At 57.2% G+C, this 19,009-nt stretch carries 15 protein-coding genes and 1 riboswitch; of the genes, 7 read left to right on the top strand and 8 right to left on the bottom strand.

Features of this window, described 5'->3' with window-relative positions:
• Positions 1–440: 440 nt before the first annotated feature.
• Both AB5202_RS06690 and AB5202_RS06695 read left to right on the top strand, forming a co-directional pair.
• Positions 441–812: an exonuclease domain-containing protein gene (locus AB5202_RS06690; RefSeq protein WP_368144023.1), complete on the top strand. Its 372-nt coding sequence runs from the start codon at positions 441–443 to the stop codon at positions 810–812.
• The gene (locus AB5202_RS06695; protein WP_195232275.1) at positions 809–1,174 is read left to right on the top strand and encodes a 3'-5' exonuclease family protein; all 366 of its coding nucleotides are present in this window, start codon (positions 809–811) and stop codon (positions 1,172–1,174) included. Before AB5202_RS06690 ends, AB5202_RS06695 begins: the two co-directional genes overlap by 4 nt.
• Before the next feature lie 225 nt (positions 1,175–1,399).
• Here the strand turns inward: AB5202_RS06695 and AB5202_RS06700 are convergent, their stop codons facing one another.
• Genes AB5202_RS06700 through AB5202_RS06715 form a run of 4 tightly spaced genes read right to left on the bottom strand, consistent with a single transcriptional unit; the run spans position 1,400 to position 8,419 of the window.
• Entirely contained in the window at positions 1,400–4,312 is a 2,913-nt protein-coding gene (locus AB5202_RS06700) for a type I restriction endonuclease subunit R (protein WP_368135032.1), read from the bottom strand.
• On the bottom strand, positions 4,305–5,438 hold the full coding sequence (locus AB5202_RS06705; RefSeq protein WP_271748016.1) for a restriction endonuclease subunit S: 1,134 nt from the start codon (positions 5,436–5,438) through the stop codon (positions 4,305–4,307). Before AB5202_RS06705 ends, AB5202_RS06700 begins: the two co-directional genes overlap by 8 nt.
• 1 nt (position 5,439) lies before the next feature.
• Positions 5,440–6,930: a type I restriction-modification system subunit M gene (locus AB5202_RS06710; protein WP_195232266.1), complete on the bottom strand. Its 1,491-nt coding sequence runs from the start codon at positions 6,928–6,930 to the stop codon at positions 5,440–5,442.
• Entirely contained in the window at positions 6,920–8,419 is a 1,500-nt protein-coding gene (locus tag AB5202_RS06715; RefSeq protein WP_195232264.1) for a type I restriction-modification system subunit M, read from the bottom strand. The genes AB5202_RS06710 and AB5202_RS06715 overlap by 11 nt, the downstream gene beginning before the upstream one ends.
• A gap of 130 nt (positions 8,420–8,549) precedes the next feature.
• Here AB5202_RS06715 and AB5202_RS06720 point away from each other — a divergent pair, with 130 nt between their 5' ends.
• Positions 8,550–9,110 carry a restriction endonuclease subunit S gene (locus AB5202_RS06720; protein ID WP_368144021.1) on the top strand — a complete coding sequence of 187 codons (561 nt, stop codon included), beginning with the start codon at positions 8,550–8,552 and terminating at the stop codon, positions 9,108–9,110.
• Here AB5202_RS06720 and xerA read toward each other — a convergent pair.
• On the bottom strand, positions 9,079–10,062 hold the full coding sequence (gene xerA / locus AB5202_RS06725; RefSeq protein ID WP_368144019.1) for a site-specific tyrosine recombinase/integron integrase: 984 nt from the start codon (positions 10,060–10,062) through the stop codon (positions 9,079–9,081). The two genes, AB5202_RS06720 and xerA, sit on opposite strands and share 32 nt — an antisense overlap.
• A gap of 526 nt (positions 10,063–10,588) precedes the next feature.
• Positions 10,589–11,017: a hypothetical protein gene (locus tag AB5202_RS06730; RefSeq protein ID WP_368135030.1), complete on the bottom strand. Its 429-nt coding sequence runs from the start codon at positions 11,015–11,017 to the stop codon at positions 10,589–10,591.
• 8 nt (positions 11,018–11,025) lie between these two features.
• Positions 11,026–11,116, bottom strand: a riboswitch (SAM riboswitch).
• 269 nt (positions 11,117–11,385) lie between these two features.
• Between AB5202_RS06730 and AB5202_RS06735 the strand changes: the two genes are divergently transcribed.
• Positions 11,386–12,708, top strand: coding sequence for an ATP-binding protein (locus AB5202_RS06735; RefSeq protein ID WP_195232246.1), 1,323 nt, complete (start codon positions 11,386–11,388; stop codon positions 12,706–12,708).
• Between the two features lie 37 nt (positions 12,709–12,745).
• Here AB5202_RS06735 and AB5202_RS06740 read toward each other — a convergent pair whose 3' ends face one another.
• Both AB5202_RS06740 and AB5202_RS06745 read right to left on the bottom strand, forming a co-directional pair.
• Positions 12,746–13,732 (bottom strand): hypothetical protein, encoded by a 987-nt coding sequence (locus AB5202_RS06740; protein ID WP_195232244.1) that lies wholly within the window; start codon positions 13,730–13,732, stop codon positions 12,746–12,748.
• Between the two features lie 123 nt (positions 13,733–13,855).
• A complete protein-coding gene (locus AB5202_RS06745; RefSeq protein ID WP_035137462.1) occupies positions 13,856–14,509 on the bottom strand; it encodes a helix-turn-helix transcriptional regulator in 654 nt (217 codons plus the stop codon).
• Positions 14,510–14,786: 277 nt separating this feature from the next.
• On the opposite strand from AB5202_RS06745, the gene dpaL reads away from it, so the two are divergent.
• From dpaL to ygeW, 3 genes are all read left to right on the top strand, one after another.
• Positions 14,787–16,001: a diaminopropionate ammonia-lyase gene (gene dpaL / locus AB5202_RS06750; RefSeq protein ID WP_215694723.1), complete on the top strand. Its 1,215-nt coding sequence runs from the start codon at positions 14,787–14,789 to the stop codon at positions 15,999–16,001.
• 74 nt (positions 16,002–16,075) lie between these two features.
• Positions 16,076–17,461, top strand: coding sequence for a YgeY family selenium metabolism-linked hydrolase (locus AB5202_RS06755; RefSeq protein ID WP_055252228.1), 1,386 nt, complete (start codon positions 16,076–16,078; stop codon positions 17,459–17,461).
• A 201-nt stretch (positions 17,462–17,662) separates the two neighbouring features.
• Complete coding sequence (gene ygeW, locus AB5202_RS06760; protein ID WP_055287465.1) at positions 17,663–18,865, top strand: knotted carbamoyltransferase YgeW; 1,203 nt, start codon at positions 17,663–17,665, stop codon at positions 18,863–18,865.
• Positions 18,866–19,009: the final 144 nt, after the last annotated feature.

Genomic DNA, 19,009 nt, shown 5'->3' on the forward strand with positions numbered 1-19,009 from the left:
CATTGTGGCATCCCGAGCCCGCGGAAAGAAGCTGCGCCGCGGGGGAGGCGACCCAAATGGCTTTCTCATATCGTCTTTTTCTGCTTCGTACGCTGCTCGAGTGCCTCGGTAAGTCCGATAAGCGCCGTGAGGAGCGAGACCAAAGCGGTCAGGAGCTTCACGAAATCAGTCAGATCGGTCATGGGCATCACCTCCCATCAGATGGAGGGCGTTGCCCGGCACATGGAACTGCCGTCAACAACTGCAACTCTATCAAAGTACTGCTATAAATACGAATATATGTTCGATAATAACAGTGACGTGATTCTCTCAAAGTGTGGCTTTACGCAAGGATGCCGGAAAGCCATGCTGTGCGATTTCATGTCCGCACGGGCGCCTGTCCTTACGGCAATGTAGCCGCCTATGTAGTAAGCGGCATTTGACGGAGAAAGGCCATAACCGTGTCAGCTGAAAAGACGCCGCGTATCTCGGCTATCGATACGACGAACTTTGCGCGCCAGATTGTGCTGGACTTTGAGTTTGCGCCGGTGCCAAAGCAGCGCCAGCGCCGTGGACTGCGCAATGAGATTATCGAGGTCGACGCCGTCAAGCTCGATAACCGCGGCAACGTTATAGGCGAGTTCTCGCAGTTTGTGCAGACAGAATTTACCGAAGGCGTTGCGTTTCCCGTCCGCGAGCTCACGGGGATATCGGCCGTGGACACCGCGATGGCCGACCCGCTCTATGCGGTGATCAAAAGGCTCAGCGATTGGATCGGTCGCTACTCCGCCCAGGTGGTCGTTGGAGCGGGGCGGATCGTCGACAGCTTTTGACCGAGTGCCAGGCAAAACACATCGACCTTGCCGCATTTCCTACGGACTGGGCCGACCTGCAGGCGTTTTACACCTCGATCATGGACGTGGGCAGCCACGGGTGCGTCTCTTTGAGTGACGCGGCGACGTGGTTTGGTATCGAGTTCGACGAGTCGACGGGCCACGCCCACAGCGCCCTAGCCGATGCGCGCGTGACCGCCAAGCTGCTCAAGCAGATGATGGATGGGGACTACCGCGTGAGTCCGCACGCCCAGGAAGTCCGCCAGCGTTGGGGGATGGGCGAGCGACCCCAGACGCGCCTTTCCAGCAAGTGCCCCGAGCTGAGAGACCTGCTGCTGAGGCTGAAGGCGGAGGGGAGGTAGGCGGGGCAGACAATATTGTCGTTTCGCCTGTGAAGAAGGAACCAATTAACTACAAAGTGTGGATGGCTTCTAGTGAAGACTTAAACACCAGACTAAGAAAAGGTTATCGAGCCATTGGGACTGCAGCATTCGCCCATCGCAAGACGTTACTCGTTCAAATTGGGACGCTCCACATCCTATGAAATGGTTAATGCGGAGCGTCCCTAGAACTCTGTCTTCTGTTACCTAATAGTAGAGTTCGATATACGAATACGCCTTATCAAAAAGAGCCTGGTCTTTGAGCTTATAGCGCATCCACAGAATGGCACGGAGCTGTTTTTTAACCTCTTTCACGCCAGCCGTGGTAGCTTGCCAGCCGTCGAAGCGAGTTATCTTAACGATCTCGTCAATGTCATTGACGATGTTCTCGACGATGATAGGCGTGTCGCCGTTCTTGATGCCGTTAAAGAGCTCAGTGAGAGCAGCCTTTCCCTTGTCCTCCTCTTCCTCGGGCACGACTTCCTTTTCGGCGGCTCGTGCTTCTTTGGCGAGGTCGATGAGCATCTTGAGGAACTCGACGCTGTTGATGAGACCTTGCTCGTGACGTTCCCTCAGGTCCTCCAGGCGCTCGCCGAGCTTCTGGAACTTGCCATTCTTATCGTGCCTGCGGATTCGGGCGACGAGATCTATCTCCAGCTTACGCGTGATCTTCTCGGTATTGCTCTTGTCGTTGATGAAGTGCTCGATCATGTCCTCGTCGAGCTCAAGGATGTCGTCATCGTCTCGGACTCTCTCGACGGTGATGTTCTCGTGCACGAGCTCGATTGTCTTGGGCCCGAGCGCTGCCCAGATGAGCTTCCCGCGATTGTCTACCGGTCTCACGGAATCGTAGACCTGCGAGAGCCAGATGAAATCGGGCTTGTAGGGATTGAGACATGCGTCGGGCGAAAGGGCTTCCCACGCTCTGTTCAAGACCGAGAAGTCGGCCCCAAACTGGTCTTTCACCTTTGTCGTTGGCAGGCATTGTTGAGCTTCGAGAAGGGACTCCCAATCCGCGCTGCGGCGGTCTCTGACCGTTGAGAAGTACTCAAGACAGCAATGCATAAGCCCGGGTAGCTCGGCCTTTACCTCGTCGATGTTGGTTATAACCTTCTGCACCTCGGCCTCGTCGAAGTGCAGAGACTTGGCGACGTTGTCGAAGAGGCCGATATAGTCGACAATGAGACCGAATGTCTTCTTGTCGTTGTAGACGCGGTTGGTTCGACAGATTGCCTGCAACAGCGTGTGGTCGCGCAAGGGCTTGTCAAGGTACTGAGTTTGCAGGATGGGCGCATCGAACCCCGTGAGCAGCTTTGCAGTGACGATGAGAATCTTGAGTGGATCGTCCGGGTCGCGGAAACGGTCAAGGAGCTTTTCTTCGGCATCGCGATCGCGACGATATGCCTTGTACCGGTCCTCCTTGTCGTTGTTCGTGTCCATGACGATGGTGACTGCATCAGCGCCCAAGAGCTTGTCGAGCTCCTCCTTATACAGCAGGCAGCACTCTCGGTCGTAGCAGACTACCTGCGCCTTGAAGCCGTCGGGCTCAACCTTCGATTTGAAGTGTTTGGCAATGTGTTCACACACCTTGTGAATGCGGTCGGGGGCCTTCATGACGGCTTCGATCTTGACGCGCCTGGTGAGTTCCGCCTTGTCCTCTTTGCTGAGGTCTCGGGTCATTTCGTCAAAGGCGGCGTTCACGACCTCTTGGTTGACGTGGAGCTCGACGGGAACGGTTTCAAAATGGAGCGGCAATGTGGCGTGGTCGCGGATGGAGTCGGCGAAGGAATAGCGGCTCATGTAGCCGGACTTGTCCTCTTTGGCACCGAAGGTGTGGAACGTGTTCTTGTCGGTTCGGTTGATGGGCGTGCCGGTCAAGCCGAAGAAGAAGGCGTTTGGCAAGGCGAGTCGCATCTTCTCGCCGAGGTCGCCCTCTTGGGTGCGGTGCGCCTCGTCGACCATGAGGATGATGTTCTCGCGCTCGTTGAGCGTCCCCGCAACCTCGCCGAATTTGAAGATGGTGGTGATGAGGACCTTTCTCATGTCCTGCTTGAAGAAGGACTCAAGCTCCTCCTTGCTGCCGGCGCTTGCGAGGTTGGGGATATCGGATGCGTTGAAGGTCCCTGTGATCTGGGTCTCGAGGTCGATTCGGTCATCCACGATGACGACGGTCGGGTTCTTGAGTTCGGGGACCATGCGCAGCTTCTGGGCGGCGAATACCATGAGCAGTGACTTTCCTGAGCCCTGGAAATGCCAAATGAGGCCACACTTCGGGTATCCTGCGCGGACGCGGTCCACGATGAGGTTCGCGCCCTCGAACTGTTGGTAGCGACAGATCAGCTTGATGCGTCGATGCTTCTTGTCGGTGGCGAAGAGCGTGAAGAACTGGAAGATGTCCATGACGTTCGAGGGGGTGAGCATGGATGCCATGCTTCTCTTGACGTCGGCAAGTGTGCCCTCGCTCTTCTTGTCGCCCTCATGCCAGGGTCCCCACATCTCGGGAGGCATGTTCACCGACCCGTAGCGATAGCATTTTCCTTCGCTGGCGAAGTTGATGGCGCTACAGACGAACATCTGCGGGATGCTCTTCTCATATTTAGCGATGTCGCCAGCGCCGTCGAGCCAGGTTATCGAATCGCGCACCGGCGTCTTGAGCTCGCCGATGACGAGCGGAAATCCATTGACAAGAAGGACGAGGTCGAGGCGCTTGCCGCCCTGTTCCTGGGGGTAGACCCACTGGTTGGTGACGATGTACTCGTTTTTGTCAAGATCGCCGTCCGCCGCCGTGCCAAAGAAGCGGATGGGGACCATGCGGCCGTCTTTGCCGTAGGGGAATGAGTTCTCCTCGATGACGAGCTTTTTGAACCGCTCGTTGGTGGAGACCAGGTTCTGCGGACTTGTGGACTGAATGAGGGCCCTGAGTCGGTAGATGATCTCGTCGGCGCGATCGGGGTCTTCTGCAATCTCCGGGTTAAGCCTGATGAGGGCGTCCTTGACCATGGGCTCGACCATGACGTCGGCATGGCGGCGTGGGAGGTCTTCGGCAGCCACGTATCTCCAGCCAAGGCTGGCAAGCGCCTCGACGCTCATTTGCTCGATGGTGTTGTCCTCGTTAAACATTTCCGAGCCCTAACTCCTGGTTCAAGATTTTCTTCGTCGTGGCGTTTAGCTCATCGAGGGCCTTTTGTACGGCAAATTTCGATTTGTCGACCTGGGCGACGAAGTCGGCGAACTCCTGTTGGAGCTCGAGCGGAGGAACCGGAACCGGCAGCCTTGCCAGCTGAGTTTTAGGGATGTTGACCATGGATTTTGCCGATCCGTGGGCCATGCCTTGAATTAAATCGAGGCCACGGTCACTTCTCATGTACGCAAGTAAATACAGCGCGTTGACATCCTTCGGTTTCATACGAAAGACGAGATCGGGAAACATAAGGCCCCTCACTTCGTTTGGAACATAAACGGTTGTGCCAACTAGCTCAGGCGTATTTTTGCGTGCAAACAAGAGGTCACCCTTTTCGACCTCTTTTATAGACATGAAGTTGTCTTTAGAAATCACTTTGTTTTCGGAGGCGACAAAAGTACCTGAAGATAGCGCGCTCAGCTTAAGGACCCCAAAACCACCAACTCCTCGTGGGCCTTCTCCGCAATTCATACTTTTACCGGTATCAATGGAATCAACGCACTCCGATAGGGGCTTGAAACCCCATTTCTCATCCCCAAACATTTCGACAAATTGTGATTTGACGACGTCATCGCAGGCTGTGAGCAGCTGCCTGTAGTGAGACCTCGTTTCTTGTGCGGTCCAGAGTATGTCGGCAAGATCTTCTTGCTTAGCGATGCTGGGAAGCTCGAATTCAAATTGCGAAAGGCTCTGCCACTTGACTCTTGGCGAGAGGGAGCCTGCCGAATTGGTGACGGCGTGCTCGAATAGGGCGTCGTTCTGGATGATGAACGGGAGCAGCCTCGGAGAGAGGTTGTCCTTGGGGGCGATGACGGTGATGTCTCCAGAGCAGATTCCGTCGAATGGGGCGACGGCCGCTTTGCGCAGGTAGGCCCTGCGACGCCCGAACAGCACCTGCCCCTTTGAGAAAGCCTTAGTGAAGGTGGTCTCGACACCTTCGTCCCAATGGGCGAGTTCGACTTCGCCGGGGTCCAGATGCTCAAGGCCGACCGTCGGCAGTTCTTGGTCTACAGGGACCTTCTGTTTGATTTCGCGGGCCACATCGCCCAGGCAAACGTGGGTCATGTTACTCACCATCGTTTTCATGCAATTTCGCAGCAATAATATCGAGCAGGGACGCGGCCTCTGTGGAGGCGGCTCTCCAGCTTTCTACCGTCTCCTCGATGCTTCTGTCGTCAGCATTTTCATCATTGGAGGGCTTCACGTACAGAGGGATGGAGAGCGAGAAGGCGTTGCCCTCGAGCTCACTAAACGATGCGTGGGATGAGAACCCTTCGATGTCCTCGTCAGATCGGTAGGCATCGACGATTCTCTTGATGTGTTGAGGCTCAAGGTAGCTTTGCGCGTTCTTGCGGGTTACCTCGGCAGAGGCATCTACGAACAGTATTTTCTTGCTTCGATTCGGCGCTTTCTCGCTGCGGCAGATGAGGATGCAGGCCTCCATGGGCGAGTTGAAGAAGAGGTTTGCGCCGAGTCCGATGACCGCCTCAACGAGATCGCTTCTCACGAGCCTTTCGCGCATCTCCGATTCCTCGTTGCGGAAGAGTACGCCATGGGGGAGGAGAATGGAGCACCTGCCTGTGTGTGGGTCCATACTCTTGAGGATGTGCTGTATGAAGGCGTAGTCTGCTCGTCCCTGCGGCGGGGTGCCGAGGAAGTTGCGGCCGTAGGGGTCCGACGCGAACGCCTCGCGGTCCCATTGTTTGATCGAGTAGGGAGGGTTAGCGAGTACCATATCGAAGGTGCGCAGCTTTCCCGCCTCGAGGAAGGCTGGGTGCCGTAGCGTGTCGTCGTTTGCGATTTCGAAGTCCTCGACGCCGTGCAGGAATAGGTTCATGCGTCCGATGGCGGAGGATAGCTGGTTGATCTCCTGTCCGTAGGCGTGAACATTGCGCCATTCCTCTCCGTGCTGTTTGAGGTGGGCAATGGAGGAGATGAGCATGCCGGCGCTGCCGCAGGTGGGGTCGTAGATGGACTCGCCGGGCCTGGGCTGGAGGATTTCGGTCATTAGGTGGACGACCGTGCGATTGGTGTAGAACTCTTGAGCGGTGTGTCCAGAATCGTCCGCAAACTTCTTGATGAGGTACTCGTAGCCCTGGCCGAGCTCGTCCTCGGGGCAATTGGCGATGGAGAGCGTTATAGCGCTGAAGTGCTCGATGAGGTCCTTGAGCAGGCGGTCGGGAAGTCGTTTCTTGTTAGTCCAGGCGGCGTCGCCGAAGATACCACGCAGCTTGGAACCGTTGGCCGTCTCGATGGCGCGGAAGGCGCCCACGATGGCCTTACCGATGTTTTCCGTGGCCTCGCGGACATCGCACCAGTGGGCGCCGTCCGGGATTGCGAAGCTGTGATTCTCGGGAAGGGCGGCGAACTCCGCATCTCCGTCAGAGGCTTCCAATGCCTCGGCGGTCTCCTCGTCGTAAACATCTGAGAGGCGCTTGAAGAATAGCAGCGGGAATATGTACTGCTTGTACGAGCCGGCATCGATGTAGGTGCGCAGCAGAACCGCCGCGTTCCATAGATGGTTGTTCAGCTCTTCCTGGGGGATTCTACTCTCCATCGACATAGCCTCCCTTTGAGAGCAGCTCAAGGAGCTTCTCCTCGGACTTCCTCGTCTGGCGAAGGAGGTCGTAGAAACGTTTCCTGGTTTCCGCCGGCGGCTCGATCTCCTCGCGCCTTCTTTCGACGTAATTGTTCGCCGAGAGCACGTAACCCTCGCGCTCTATATCATCGAGCGTCGCGATGGCGCACTTCTCTACGACGGGTTCGTAGGATTGATAGAGGGAGAGCATCTCCTGAGCGTTCTCCTCCGTGATCATGTTCTGCGCGCGCTGGGCGGTGAAGATCTCGGTACCGTCGATGATGCAGACGCGGCCCCGATGCGCCGGAGGCTTGTCATTCCGGAGGAACAGCACGCAGGCGGAGACGCCGGTGCTGTAGAAGACGCCGCTCGCGAGCGAGATCACTGCCTCGACCTTGTCTGACTTGAGCAACTCCTTGCGGATGGCACCCTCCTTGCCGCCGTGGAACAGTGCGCCCTGGGGCAGCACTACGGCGCAGCGACCGCTCTTCTCGTCCATGGAGCAGACCATATGCTGCACCCATGCGAAGTCCGCCGACTTGTCGGTGGGGACACCCCAGATGTTGCGGCCCCATGGGTCTGAGGAGAACTCTGCGGATCCCCAGTTCTTAAGGGAGAAGGGTGGATTGGCGAGGACGCAGTCGAACGACCTGAGGGTGTTCCCGGCAAGGAAGGCGGGCTCGCGCAGGGTGTCGCCCTGGGCGATGCGGAAGTCCTTCGCGCCGTGGAGATACAGGTTCATTCGCGCTATGGCGGACGTGCTGAGGTTCTTCTCTTGGCCATAGAGCTTTCCGTAAGCTAGCTTGGAGTTGTCCATCTGCCGCACGGCTTCGATGAGCATACCGCCCGTGCCGCAGGCGGGGTCATAGACGGTCTCGCCAGGTTTCGGCTCAAGCAGGGAGACCATCATCTTGACGATTTCGCGCGGGGTGTAGAACTCGCCGGCGTTCTTCTTCTGCATGTCGGCGAACTTCTTGATCAGGTATTCGTAGGCGTCGCCCATCATGTCGGCGCTGTAGTTTCTGTTGCCGAACTTCTTTGCTGAGAAGTGCTCGACGAGGTCCTTCAGGCGCTCGTCGGAGAGCTTGCCTTTGTCTGTCCAGCTCGCATCGTCGAAGCTACTGAAGAGGCCGCTGAGGGTATCGGGGTTGGCTCGTTCGATTCCTACCATGGCGTCTACGATTGCCTTGCCGACGTTTGCGCCGGTGTTGCGCACGTCCTGCCAATGGCAGCCGTCCGGCACCGCGAAGCTGTGGTTTTCGGGCAGGGCGGCGTAGTCTTCGTCTCCGTCCGACATCTCTAGAGCTTCGGTGGTCTCCTCGTCGTAGACGTCGGAGATGCGCTTGAAGAAGAGCAACGGTGTGATGTAGCTCTTGTACTCGTCCTGGTTGATGGGGCCACGCAGGATATCGCAGGCTCCGAGTAAGTGGTTTCCCAGCTCGGATTTACTTATCGGTTCTTCAGTCATTCAGGTACCTATGAGCTCAAAAATACAAATTACAGCCCTTGTGATTATACCGTCATATTTGCCGAGATAAATGAGCTGAGCATCGCCGCCCATTCAGACATCCTGCGTCTGTAAATCACAATTTGTCGAGATGTTCGATAAGCCTGGCATTCCGATAAAACATCTTGAAGACATAGCTGATATTCAGGGCGGGATTACAAAGAACAAAAAACGAGAAGCCATGAAGTTGCAGCTTCCATACCTTCGTGTCGCCAATATTCTCCCCAATGAACTTGACCTAACGGAAGTGAAGACCATTGGACTGACGGAACAGGAGTATGAAGCCGTTAGGCTAATATCCGGCGACTTGTTAATTGTTGAGGGTAATGGCAGCGATACACAAATAGGAAGATCGGCAATTTGGAATGGTCAAATTGATCCTTGCGTCCATCAGAATCACCTAATCCGAGTTCGCCTAAGAGACGAGGCCCTCCCGCTTTATGTTCAAACTTTCTTGTCGTCCTCCGAAGGAAGGAGACAAATCATGGCTAAAGCGGTCAATACCTCAGGTTTACACACCTTAAGTACCAGGAAAATTCGATCAATTGAGATTCCTGTGCCTCCGTTTTCCCTCCAGAGAGAATTCGCTGACTTCGCCACTTCGATCGACAAATCGAAATTTAAGTTAGGTACCTGCGGTGGGATGCTTTGACATTGCGCTGGTCGACCATTGCGTACCTTAATGTGGTGTCTATTTTTTTATGGCCAAGGAGCACCTGGACTTGTTCGATGGGCATTCCTTTGTCGATTGCCTTTGTGGCAAGCGTTCTTCTGAACTTATGAGGGTGGACCCTTCCTAAATCAAGCTCGCGCCCCAGTTTTCTAAGCAGCGCCTCGACGCCGCCAATTTGTAGCCTCTCGTGTGGCGCCTTGCTCGACACGAAGAGTGCTTCCGAGCTGTCCATTCGGGTTGACAGGTAATTCTCGATATGGACTTTAGTCTTTGCGTCAAAATAGACGATGCGGTCCTTATTTCCCTTGCCGTGTACGATGCACTCACGATTGATGGTGTCGACAGAGCTCCTGTCCAACGAGACAAGTTCGCCCACACGCATGCCCGTGGAGCGCAACAGGTCGATCAGGGCAAGGTTTCGGGGCGACCCGCAGTTATCACAAAGAATCTCAACGACTTCATCGCTATACGTTTCCTTAATGGGTTGTGGGGCCTTGACCCTTTTAATGCGTCTAACCGGACTCTTGATGATATGGTCTTCATCTTCGAGCCATGAGTAGAAGCTTGAGATGATTCTTCGGACATTGTCGACGGTGACGCGACTGACGCCGGCTTTTTGCTGATAGTCGGAAAGATAGGACCTAATCTCTTCGGTTCCCAGGTCGCAGGCTGGCGTGTCGAACGATTCAAGCAGTTTATTAATGGTTGCTTCGTAGTAGGCGACAGTCCTATCCGAGCAACCTTCGAGGCGTTTCTCGGACAGAAAAAGATCGAGGAATGATTTGTTGTCACTGTCGCCGCTGTTCTCAGCTAACTGGTTTTCATCGAAAAGGCAGTGCGATAAAACCTTTTTGAGCTGGCGGTTCTGCTGCGTGGTCAGGTAGGGGAGCATGAGGCGGGTAATTTCTCTAGCCGTTTTCGTGAGATCCATGGTGGCGTCCTTCCTTGCGCGGTGGGTGGCGCTATTTCCCTTTGTTTACCCGTGCGTTATGGAAGGGATGCCGGGTGGCACTTCCGCTAGGCAGCGTCAAGGGGACCCGTGAAACCCTGCGCAGGCCTCTGCATCACTCCGGTGCGGCTTTGCCTGCAAAGCGAGATGTTCAGAAGCGTTTTCTTAGCGGGGGATGTCTTTCGGATTCTTTTGATGGGGATGTGGAAACACTGATGAAGTTTACGAATAGCGAGGTTGAGGGGTTCGCCTGTGCCCATCGCCTCTCGTGTGCGGATGGATGGTGCCGGTGGTTGTTTGAGACTGCAGTCGCGCCGACGGGATTGGTTGGGGTCGGTACAAGGCGAGCACGCCCCATGCCGTTATGGTAGATGCATCTTTGTCGATAGAGCGCTCGATTAATCTACGCGGGAGCGCTGAGAAGATCTTCCAGCATCGGGTCTACCCCGGCGGCGACCATGCCCTCGATCAGGTGCTGGGCGTGGAACCGACCAACTGTCCATGCGATTTATGAAAGCGTCTGACAAGCGCGCTCCTTGATATCAAATGCAGCTTTGCTTAGAACGATTGCCTCTGCGATGTCGGCAAATACGTCGTGATCTCCCCATGTCTTACAGGCTTGTATCATGCCCTGGTCGATAGCATCCATAACAAAGGTGCCGGATCCGTCCGCAACGCACACGCCGTCGGCGAAGAGTTTCCAGCTGGACGGCTCACGCGAGTCGTTTCTGGGCAGCTTAATCTGTAGTACGTGCGGGCCGCCAGCAGCACAGAGCTCTTCCTCGAGCACCTGCACCGTAAAGCGCATCTGGTGGGAGAGGCTGCTCTTGACCATGGCCGAGGCATAGCCGCTCGGCTCGTCCAGAAGATGCATTCGTTTTGGCTTGGTTGCCAGGTTGTGGAAGTTGCGCTCACTGCGCACGGAGAAATTGTCCATACGGACTCCTTTCATCGATGTTGGCAGGGCCACCGTGCCTCTTGGCCGGTTGGCGTCGGGATCGTGGAGCCAACTCTCTACCCCGACTCTGGATAAAACGCGCCCGCTCCTTGCGGGCAAGAGAAAGTCTATCAACGTGTACGGACAGAAATCAAGCGCCGCCTGCGAAATGACGTGCAAGCGGCGCTTGATTTCGCCGGCTGCTGTTAGGCTTAAATTCGAAAAAGTGTCGAAATATCCCGTGTAAAAGTACGGAAAAGTGTCGTAATGCACACTTTAGAACTTCGAAAAAGTGTCGAAATGAGCACCTAACAACCGCGGAAAAGTGTATCCTAGTGCTAAAACAGCACGTAATAAGGGATGCACTTATGCTGCAGAGAAAAGCGAAAGCACAGTTTGAATCTTGGCTTGCCTCGTCGCCTAACAAGGCTCTTTTGGTCAAGGGCGCCCGACAGGTAGGAAAGTCATATCTGGTCAACGTCTTTGCAAACGAATCGTTCGAAAATGTCGTGACGTTCGACCTTATCGCCGACGCGTCCGTGCGTGATTCGTTTTTGGCGGCGAAAAGTGCGGATGACCTGCTTATGCGCATGTCTATCGCTGCGACGCAGCCGATGGTTGCGAACAAGACCGTCGTGGTTATCGACGAGGTGCAGCGATGCCCCAACGTGGTGACGTTTATCAAATACCTGGTCCAGCGCGGCGACTTTCGATACATCCTTACCGGATCGCTCCTTGGCGTTGAGCTCGAGGGCATCGATTCCCTGCCGGTGGGGTATGTCGAGCAGGTCCAGATGTACCCGCTCGACTTTGAAGAGTTTTGCTGGGCAAATGGCGTTGGTGCCAGCGTGTTTGACATGCTCAGGGGCTGTCTAAAGGATGAGGAGGAGCTCCCCGGCTACCTGTATGACCGCTTGCTCGATCTGTTCCATCAGTATGTGGTGGTGGGAGGCATGCCCGACGCGGTCAATTCCTTCTTGGCGACGCGCAATGTCGACGAGGTTCGAAACATCCACCGCGATCTTCACGCCCTGTATCGCGATGACATCGCAAAGTACGCTCCGCCCGAGCTACGCTTGGTTATTCGCGATATCTATGATTTGATTCCCAGCGAGGCCGGTTCAAAAAACAAGCGATTCAAGCTGTCGTCGATTAGCGGTGTTAAGCGTTTTTCGCAGGTGACAGACCATTTTCTTTGGCTTTCGGAGGCGGGTGTTGCGCTTCCCGTGTATAACGTGACAGCTCCGGTAGCGCCTCTTTTAATGGGGGAGCAGCGAAATCTGTTTAAGCTGTTTTACTTGGACACCGGAATGCTCATGTCCTCATATTCCAAGAAGGTTGCCCAAGGAGTTTTTGATGGAGAGGCAGAAGGCCCCTTTGGCATGAATATGGGGGCGGCATTCGAGGGCTTTGTCGCGCAAGAGCTCAAGGCCCACGGATTCAGATTGCGCTACTTTACGTCTAAAAAGGTCGGCGAGCTCGATTTTGTTGAGGAGACGCTCGATGGGGAAGTGCTTGCTATCGAGGTCAAATCGGGCAAGAGCTTTAAGTCCCACGCGGCGCTCGATAACGCACTGGCAACGAAGGGCTACGGAATCGATCGCGCCCTGGTACTTGCGGAATGTAATCTTCACCGCGATGGTGACGTGCTGTATCTACCCATCTTTATGACAGGGCTTTTGGAGCCGTAATGTGCCGCCGGCTCTTCCGGCCCTCCCTTAACCCTCGCTACTCGTCGTCCTCGTCGTTGGGGTCGCCCTTGAGGGTGTTGATGTCCAGGTACTGGTTATCGTCCTCTTTTTGCTGGGTCTCCGACTCCGCTTGGGTGGGGCCGCGGAACAGCTGGAATCCCTCAAACGCAATGACGCCGAGCAGGGCAATGACAATGGCGATAAAGGCAACCTTGACTGCCTGCGGAAATTCCGAGAAACGCAGCGCCTTTTCCTTGGCGTAATAATCGGCGAAGCGCTCTTCGCCCGTGCTTTTGGTATACGCCGGTGCGGACGCGGCCTCCGGGTCATATTCCGGTGCAGGCGTGGCAGCGTACGGATCGTTGAGATAATCGCTCGATGCGGTGCCATAATCCTCTGTCTCGATGCGACCGTTGCCAGCATAGTCATCGGAATAATCGGAATATGCCGCACCGCCCTCATAGTCCGCGGCGCCCGTGTTGGCGGCAAAAAGCGGGTTAACTGGAACATCGAGCGCCGGCATGCCGGTAGAGGTCTCATCCAGATCGGCTGCAGCCCAGGAATCGTGGGCAACCTGATGGGCAACGGGCTCATCGAGCCTTGTGACCGGAAGCTTGCGTGCCGCAGGAACAGGTAACTGCTGGGCGTTGTACATAACGGTGCTGTCGGCCGATTTGCCCTGCGTCGCTGCAGCGAGAAATGCCGCCGTCTCGGACGGGTCGCTTGCGGGGCGGGGAGCGGGCGTGGGCGCCGAAGTGGGTGCGGGCGTAGGCGCGGGCGTCGAAACGGGCGACTGCGCAGGAGTCGGCGCAGATGCGGGCTTAGGCGCAAGTGCGGGATTGGGGTTTGACGGGCGAGCCCCGCCGCCCATGAGTTCGTCGGCGGTCCACGGGCGATCATCCATCACGTCGTCAAGGCTTAGCGAAAACAGGTCGTCTTCACCCTCATCGAACATGCGGTGCACATGTCCACCAATTGCCGGAATCAATCCGCGACCGGTGCATGATGCCTTGCTCAACGCCATTCTGTTCCATCCTTTCGAAATACTAATGACATCGATTATATGGAACTTCCCAAGCGGCCCGGTCTTGGATTCGTGCTTTCCAGAACTCGCACCCAAAAGGGGAGGGGCAATCCAGGCGAGTGCCTACTTGTCGCCGGCCGCCGCCTTGGCCTCATTGAGGTAGCTATAGAAGCTGTACTTGGAGATGCCAAAGAACTCGCAGGCGCGCTCGCTCGACTTGGAAATGAGGAAGGCGCCGCGACGGTCGAGGTAGCCAATGGCACGAATGCGCTCGTCTTTGGTCATGAGTGCCGCGGGCTTGCCCACAAACTGCTCGCACTCGTGCAGCAGGTCCTCGAGCAGGTCGCCGATGTTCTTGGTAATGGGCTCGGGCTCGGTATAGCCCGTGCCGCCGGTGCCGGTAAAGGCGTCGAGCGAACGCTCAAAAGCCTTCATAAGCGTAATGTCAAAGTTGATGCCCAAAATGCCGACGGGCTTGCCTTCGTCGTTGCGGATAAAGATGGTCGAGGACTTGAGCAGCTTGCCATCGGTGGTTTTAGTGAGGTACGGCTCGCGGTCGTGTACGTCGGTGCTGCCCTCGTGCATGGACTCAAACACAATATGGCTGGGGCCGTCACCCAGTTTGCGCCCGCTGACGTGGCCGTTTTCGATCACTACGATGGAGTGGTCCACGTCCTCGGTCTCCAGATCGTGGACGACGACTTCGCAGTTGGGGCCAAATTGGAGCGCCAGGCCGTGTGCGAGGCGCTTGTAAAACTCAATCTGTGCGGGGGTCATGGGTGCCTTCCTAAAAATTAGTTTGGGCACACTTTGCCATAAACCACATCTGTTCGCAAACAAATCCATCAACAAGGCAATTCATGACCGTTCGGCGGCGAAAAAGTACCGATTACGGCAACAAACAATTTGTTAGGTTTGCCAATCAAAAAGTGTGATAGAACAGTGCTAACAAACTTTTTGTTTGGCATCCACATAAAAGTTCAGTCGCATGAATGGGAATGGGCTGAAACGCGTATGCGGGAGCCGGCAAGAGAGGACTTAAGGAGTTCACCGTATGGCCGATAAGATCCAGTGGGCGGGCAACACGATGCCCAAGAGCGATGACAAGCACTTGGGAATCATGAGTCTCGACCACGTGAAGAAGGCCCGCGCCTTCCACCAGTCGTTCCCCCAGTACACCGTCACTCCGCTTGCCCGCCTGGACGGCCAGGCTGCGCGCCTGGGTCTGTCCAACCTGTGCGTTAAGGACGAGAGCTATCGCTTTGGCCTCAACGCCTTTAAGGTTCTGGGCGGTTCGTTTGCCATGGCCAACTACATTGCCGACGAGACCGGCAAGGACGTTGCCGAGTGCACCTTCGATTACCTGACTTCCGATCAGCTGGTCAAGGACTTTGGCCAGGCTACCTTCTTTACCGCCACCGACGGCAACCATGGCCGCGGTGTGGCATGGGCTGCCAACAAGCTGGGCCAGAAGGCCGTCGTGCACATGCCCAAGGGTTCCACCAAGCCCCGCTTTGATAACATCGCCGCCGAGGGCGCAACGGTGACCATCGAAGAGGTCAACTACGACGAGTGCGTGCGCATGGCCGCTGCCGAGGCCGACGCCTGCGAGCGCGGCGTCATCGTTCAGGACACCGCCTGGGAGGGCTACGAGAAGATCCCGTCCTGGATCATGGAGGGTTACGGCACCATGGCTTCCGAGGCTGCCGAGCAGCTGCGCGAGATGGCCATCAACCGCCCGACGCACGTGTTTGTCCAGGCTGGCGTGGGTTCGCTCGCCGGCGCCGTGGTGGGCTACTTCACCAACCTGTATCCCGATAACCCGCCCACCTTCGTCGTGGCTGAGTGCGCGCCTGCCGCCTGTCTGTACAAGGGCGCTGCCGCCGGCGACGGCGATCCGCGCATCGTGGACGGCGACATGCCCTCCATCATGGCCGGTCTGTGCTGCGGCGAGCCCAACATTCTGGGCTGGGATATCCTGCGCAACCACGTCACCGCCTTCGTGTCCTGCCCCGACTGGGTCACCGCTCGCGGCATGCGCACCCTGGGCGCTCCCGAGAAGGGCGACCCGCGCGTCATCTCCGGCGAGTCCGGCGCTGTGACCACCGGCCTGGTCGAGACCCTCATGCTCGATCCCGAGTACGCCGAGCTCAAGGAACTCATCGGCCTGGACAAGACGAGCTCCGTGCTCTGCTTCTCCACCGAGGGCGACACCGATCCCGACCAGTATCGCCGCATTGTTTGGGAAGGCGAATATCCCACTTGCTAATCGTTGGGGCGGAGTAAATAGGTATCGCTCCGCCATCTCACAGGTAGATTCCTTCGTTTGAAAGGTTATGAACAATGGCTAAAGAACTCGATTTCGACGCTATCAAGGCTGCTGCTGAGTCCCATCGTGCTGATATGACTCGCTTCCTGCGCGCTATGATCTCCCATCCCTCTGAGTCTTGCGAGGAGGGTGAGGTTGTTGCCTGCATCAAGGCCGAGATGGAGAGCCTTGGTTATGACGAGGTCAAGGTCGACGGCCTGGGCAACGTCATGGGCTTTATGGGCGAGGGCGACAAGATCATCGCCATCGACTCTCACATCGACACCGTCGGCATCGGCAACATCGAGAACTGGGACGCCGATCCCTATGAGGGCTACGAGACCGACGAGATCATCTACGGCCGCGGCGGCTCCGACCAGGAGGGTGGCATGGCTTCCGCTACCTACGCAGCCAAGATGATGAAGGACATGGGCCTCATCCCCGAGGGCTACAAGATCATGGTCGTCGGCACCGTCCAGGAAGAGGACTGCGACGGCATGTGCTGGCAGTACATCTACAACAAGGACGGCATTAAGCCCGAGTTCGTCATTTCCACCGAGCCCACCGACGGCGGCATCTATCGCGGTCACCGCGGCCGCATGGAGATCCGCGTCGACGTTCACGGTACCTCCTGCCACGGCTCCGCTCCCGACCGCGGCGACAACGCCATCTACAAGATGGCCGACATCATCGCCGACGTCCGCGCCCTCAACAACAACGGCTGCGACGAGTCGACCGACATCAAGGGTCTCGTCAAGATGCTCGACCCCAAGTACAATCCCGAGCACTTCGAGGACGCCCGCTTCCTGGGCCGCGGCACCTGCACCGTCAGCCAGATCTTCTACACCAGCCCCAGCCGCTGCGCCGTGGCCGATTCCTGCGCCATCTCCATCGACCGTCGCATGACCGCCGGCGAGACCTGGGAGTCCTGCCTGGACGAGATCCGCAACCTGCCGGCCGCCAAGAAGTACGGCGACGACGTGAAGGTCTCCATGTACATGTACGACCGTCCGTCCTGGACCGGCGAGGTCTACGAGACCGAGGCTTACTTCCCCACGTGGATCAACAAGGAGACCGCTCCGCACGTCAAGGCCCTCGTCGACGCCCACAAGGCCATGTTCGGTGACGAGCGCATCGGCTGCGAGCCCAGCATGGACAAGCGCACCGGTCGCCCGCTGTGCGACAAGTGGACCTTCTCCACGAACTGCGTTTCCATCCAGGGCCGCTACGGCATCCCCTGCGTGGGCTTTGGCCCGGGTGCCGAGTCTCAGGCTCATGCTCCCAACGAGGTCACCTACAAGGACGACTTGGTCACCGCTGCCGCCATGTATGTGGCTGCCCTGAACCTCTACGATCCGAGCCAGGCCGATGGCGACGCCACCGTGTTCCGCGCCGGTCTGACCAACAACAAGATCGACTAGTCCCATTCCTCGATTTTGTTGAGCCGGGGACAGTTTATGCCTCCGGCGCCTCCTGTTGACTTGGGGCCCGCGGTCGTTATCTCCCATGCTTCCTCAACGGTGGCGGGTCCTCGTCATGGTGCTCTGCATGTTCTAGCCACACGCGCATGCCGGAGCACATCTACTCACTGCGATCGTTTCATCTTTAGAAAGGACATTTCCATGGACGCTAAGTTTACCGAGCTCGTCGAGCAGCTGAACGGCCTCGATTTTAAGGGTATGTACGGCAGCGACTTCCTGCACACCTGGGACAAGACCACCGATGAACTCAAGGCTCTCTACATCGTCGCCGACGCACTGCGCGAGCTGCGTGAGAACAACGTTTCGTCCAAGATCTTCGACTCGGGCCTGGCCGTCTCCCTGTTCCGTGACAACTCCACCCGTACGCGCTTCTCCTTCTCTAAGGCCGCCAACCTGCTCGGCCTCGAGCTGCAGGACCTGGACGAGAAGAAGTCCCAGATTGCTCACGGCGAGACCGTCCGCGAGACCGCTACCATGATCTCCTTCATGGCCGATGTCATCGGCATCCGCGACGACATGTACATCGGCAAGGGCGACGCCTACATGGCCGAGGTCTCCGAGTCCGTGCAGCAGGCTTACGAGGACGGCGTTCTGGATCACCGTCCCACGCTCATCTCCCTGCAGTCCGATTCCGACCACCCCACGCAGTCCTCTGCCGACATGCTCTACCTCATCAACGAGTTTGGCGGCCTCGAGAACCTCAAGGGCAAGAAGGTTGCCGTCACCTGGGCCTATTCGCCCTCTTACGGCAAGCCGCTGTCCTGCCCGCAGTCGCTGATCAGCCTGCTGCCCCGCTTTGGCATGGACGTCACCCTGGCCCACCCCGAGGGCTACGACCTCATGCCCGAGGTCGTCGAGCGCGCCAAGGGCTATGCCGCCGAGTCCGGCACCACCTTTAAGCAGGTCAACACCATGGCCGAGGCCTTCGAGGGCGCCGACATCGTGATCCCCAAGAGCTGGGCTCCGTTTGCCGCCATGGAGAAGCGTACCAACCTGTACGCCGAGGGCGACGACGCCGGCATCGCAGCGCTCGAGAAGGAGCTGCTCGCCCAGAACGCCACCCATCAGGACTGGTGCTCCACGACCGAGCTCATGGAGAAGACTGCCAACGGCCAGGACACCATCTTTATGCACCCGCTGCCCGCCGACATCTCCGGTGTCTCCTGCGAGCACGGCGAGGTTAATGCCGACGTCTTCGACATGCACCGCGTGGGCATGTACAAGGAGGCCAGCTACAAGCCGTACGCCATCGCTGCCATGATGTTCCTGCAGAAGGTTGCCGATCCCGCCGCTACCCTCAAGGCCCTCGACGAGCGCAACACCGCCCGTTGGCTCCAGGCCTAAAGCCGGGTTGAGGTAAGCCATGTAAAGGGGGCGCTCTGCCAACCGGCGGGGTGCCCCTTTTTGCATCGCGGGCGTGCGGGATAAGCGCTCTCGATGTGGATGCCCGCGGCGCCAGTTATGGGTACGATGGTTTCAGGGGAGGTA

The sequence above is a fragment of the Collinsella aerofaciens genome (genome assembly GCF_040915545.1).
Lineage (GTDB): Bacteria > Actinomycetota > Coriobacteriia > Coriobacteriales > Coriobacteriaceae > Collinsella > Collinsella aerofaciens_BE.

Excerpts from the sequence above, each read along its gene's own strand:
- AB5202_RS06700 (WP_368135032.1), bottom strand. The coding sequence starts at position 4,312 with ATGTTTAACGAGGACAACACCATCGAGCAAATGAGCGTCGAGGCGCTT.
- AB5202_RS06705 (WP_271748016.1), bottom strand. The coding sequence starts at position 5,438 with ATGACCCACGTTTGCCTGGGCGATGTGGCCCGCGAAATCAAACAGAAG.
- AB5202_RS06710 (WP_195232266.1), bottom strand. The coding sequence starts at position 6,930 with ATGGAGAGTAGAATCCCCCAGGAAGAGCTGAACAACCATCTATGGAAC.
- AB5202_RS06715 (WP_195232264.1), bottom strand. The coding sequence starts at position 8,419 with ATGACTGAAGAACCGATAAGTAAATCCGAGCTGGGAAACCACTTACTC.
- AB5202_RS06720 (WP_368144021.1), top strand. The coding sequence starts at position 8,550 with ATGTTCGATAAGCCTGGCATTCCGATAAAACATCTTGAAGACATAGCT.
- xerA (WP_368144019.1), bottom strand. The coding sequence starts at position 10,062 with ATGGATCTCACGAAAACGGCTAGAGAAATTACCCGCCTCATGCTCCCC.
- AB5202_RS06730 (WP_368135030.1), bottom strand. The coding sequence starts at position 11,017 with ATGGACAATTTCTCCGTGCGCAGTGAGCGCAACTTCCACAACCTGGCA.
- AB5202_RS06735 (WP_195232246.1), top strand. The coding sequence starts at position 11,386 with ATGCTGCAGAGAAAAGCGAAAGCACAGTTTGAATCTTGGCTTGCCTCG.
- AB5202_RS06740 (WP_195232244.1), bottom strand. The coding sequence starts at position 13,732 with ATGGCGTTGAGCAAGGCATCATGCACCGGTCGCGGATTGATTCCGGCA.
- AB5202_RS06745 (WP_035137462.1), bottom strand. The coding sequence starts at position 14,509 with ATGACCCCCGCACAGATTGAGTTTTACAAGCGCCTCGCACACGGCCTG.
- dpaL (WP_215694723.1), top strand. The coding sequence starts at position 14,787 with ATGGCCGATAAGATCCAGTGGGCGGGCAACACGATGCCCAAGAGCGAT.
- AB5202_RS06755 (WP_055252228.1), top strand. The coding sequence starts at position 16,076 with ATGGCTAAAGAACTCGATTTCGACGCTATCAAGGCTGCTGCTGAGTCC.
- ygeW (WP_055287465.1), top strand. The coding sequence starts at position 17,663 with ATGGACGCTAAGTTTACCGAGCTCGTCGAGCAGCTGAACGGCCTCGAT.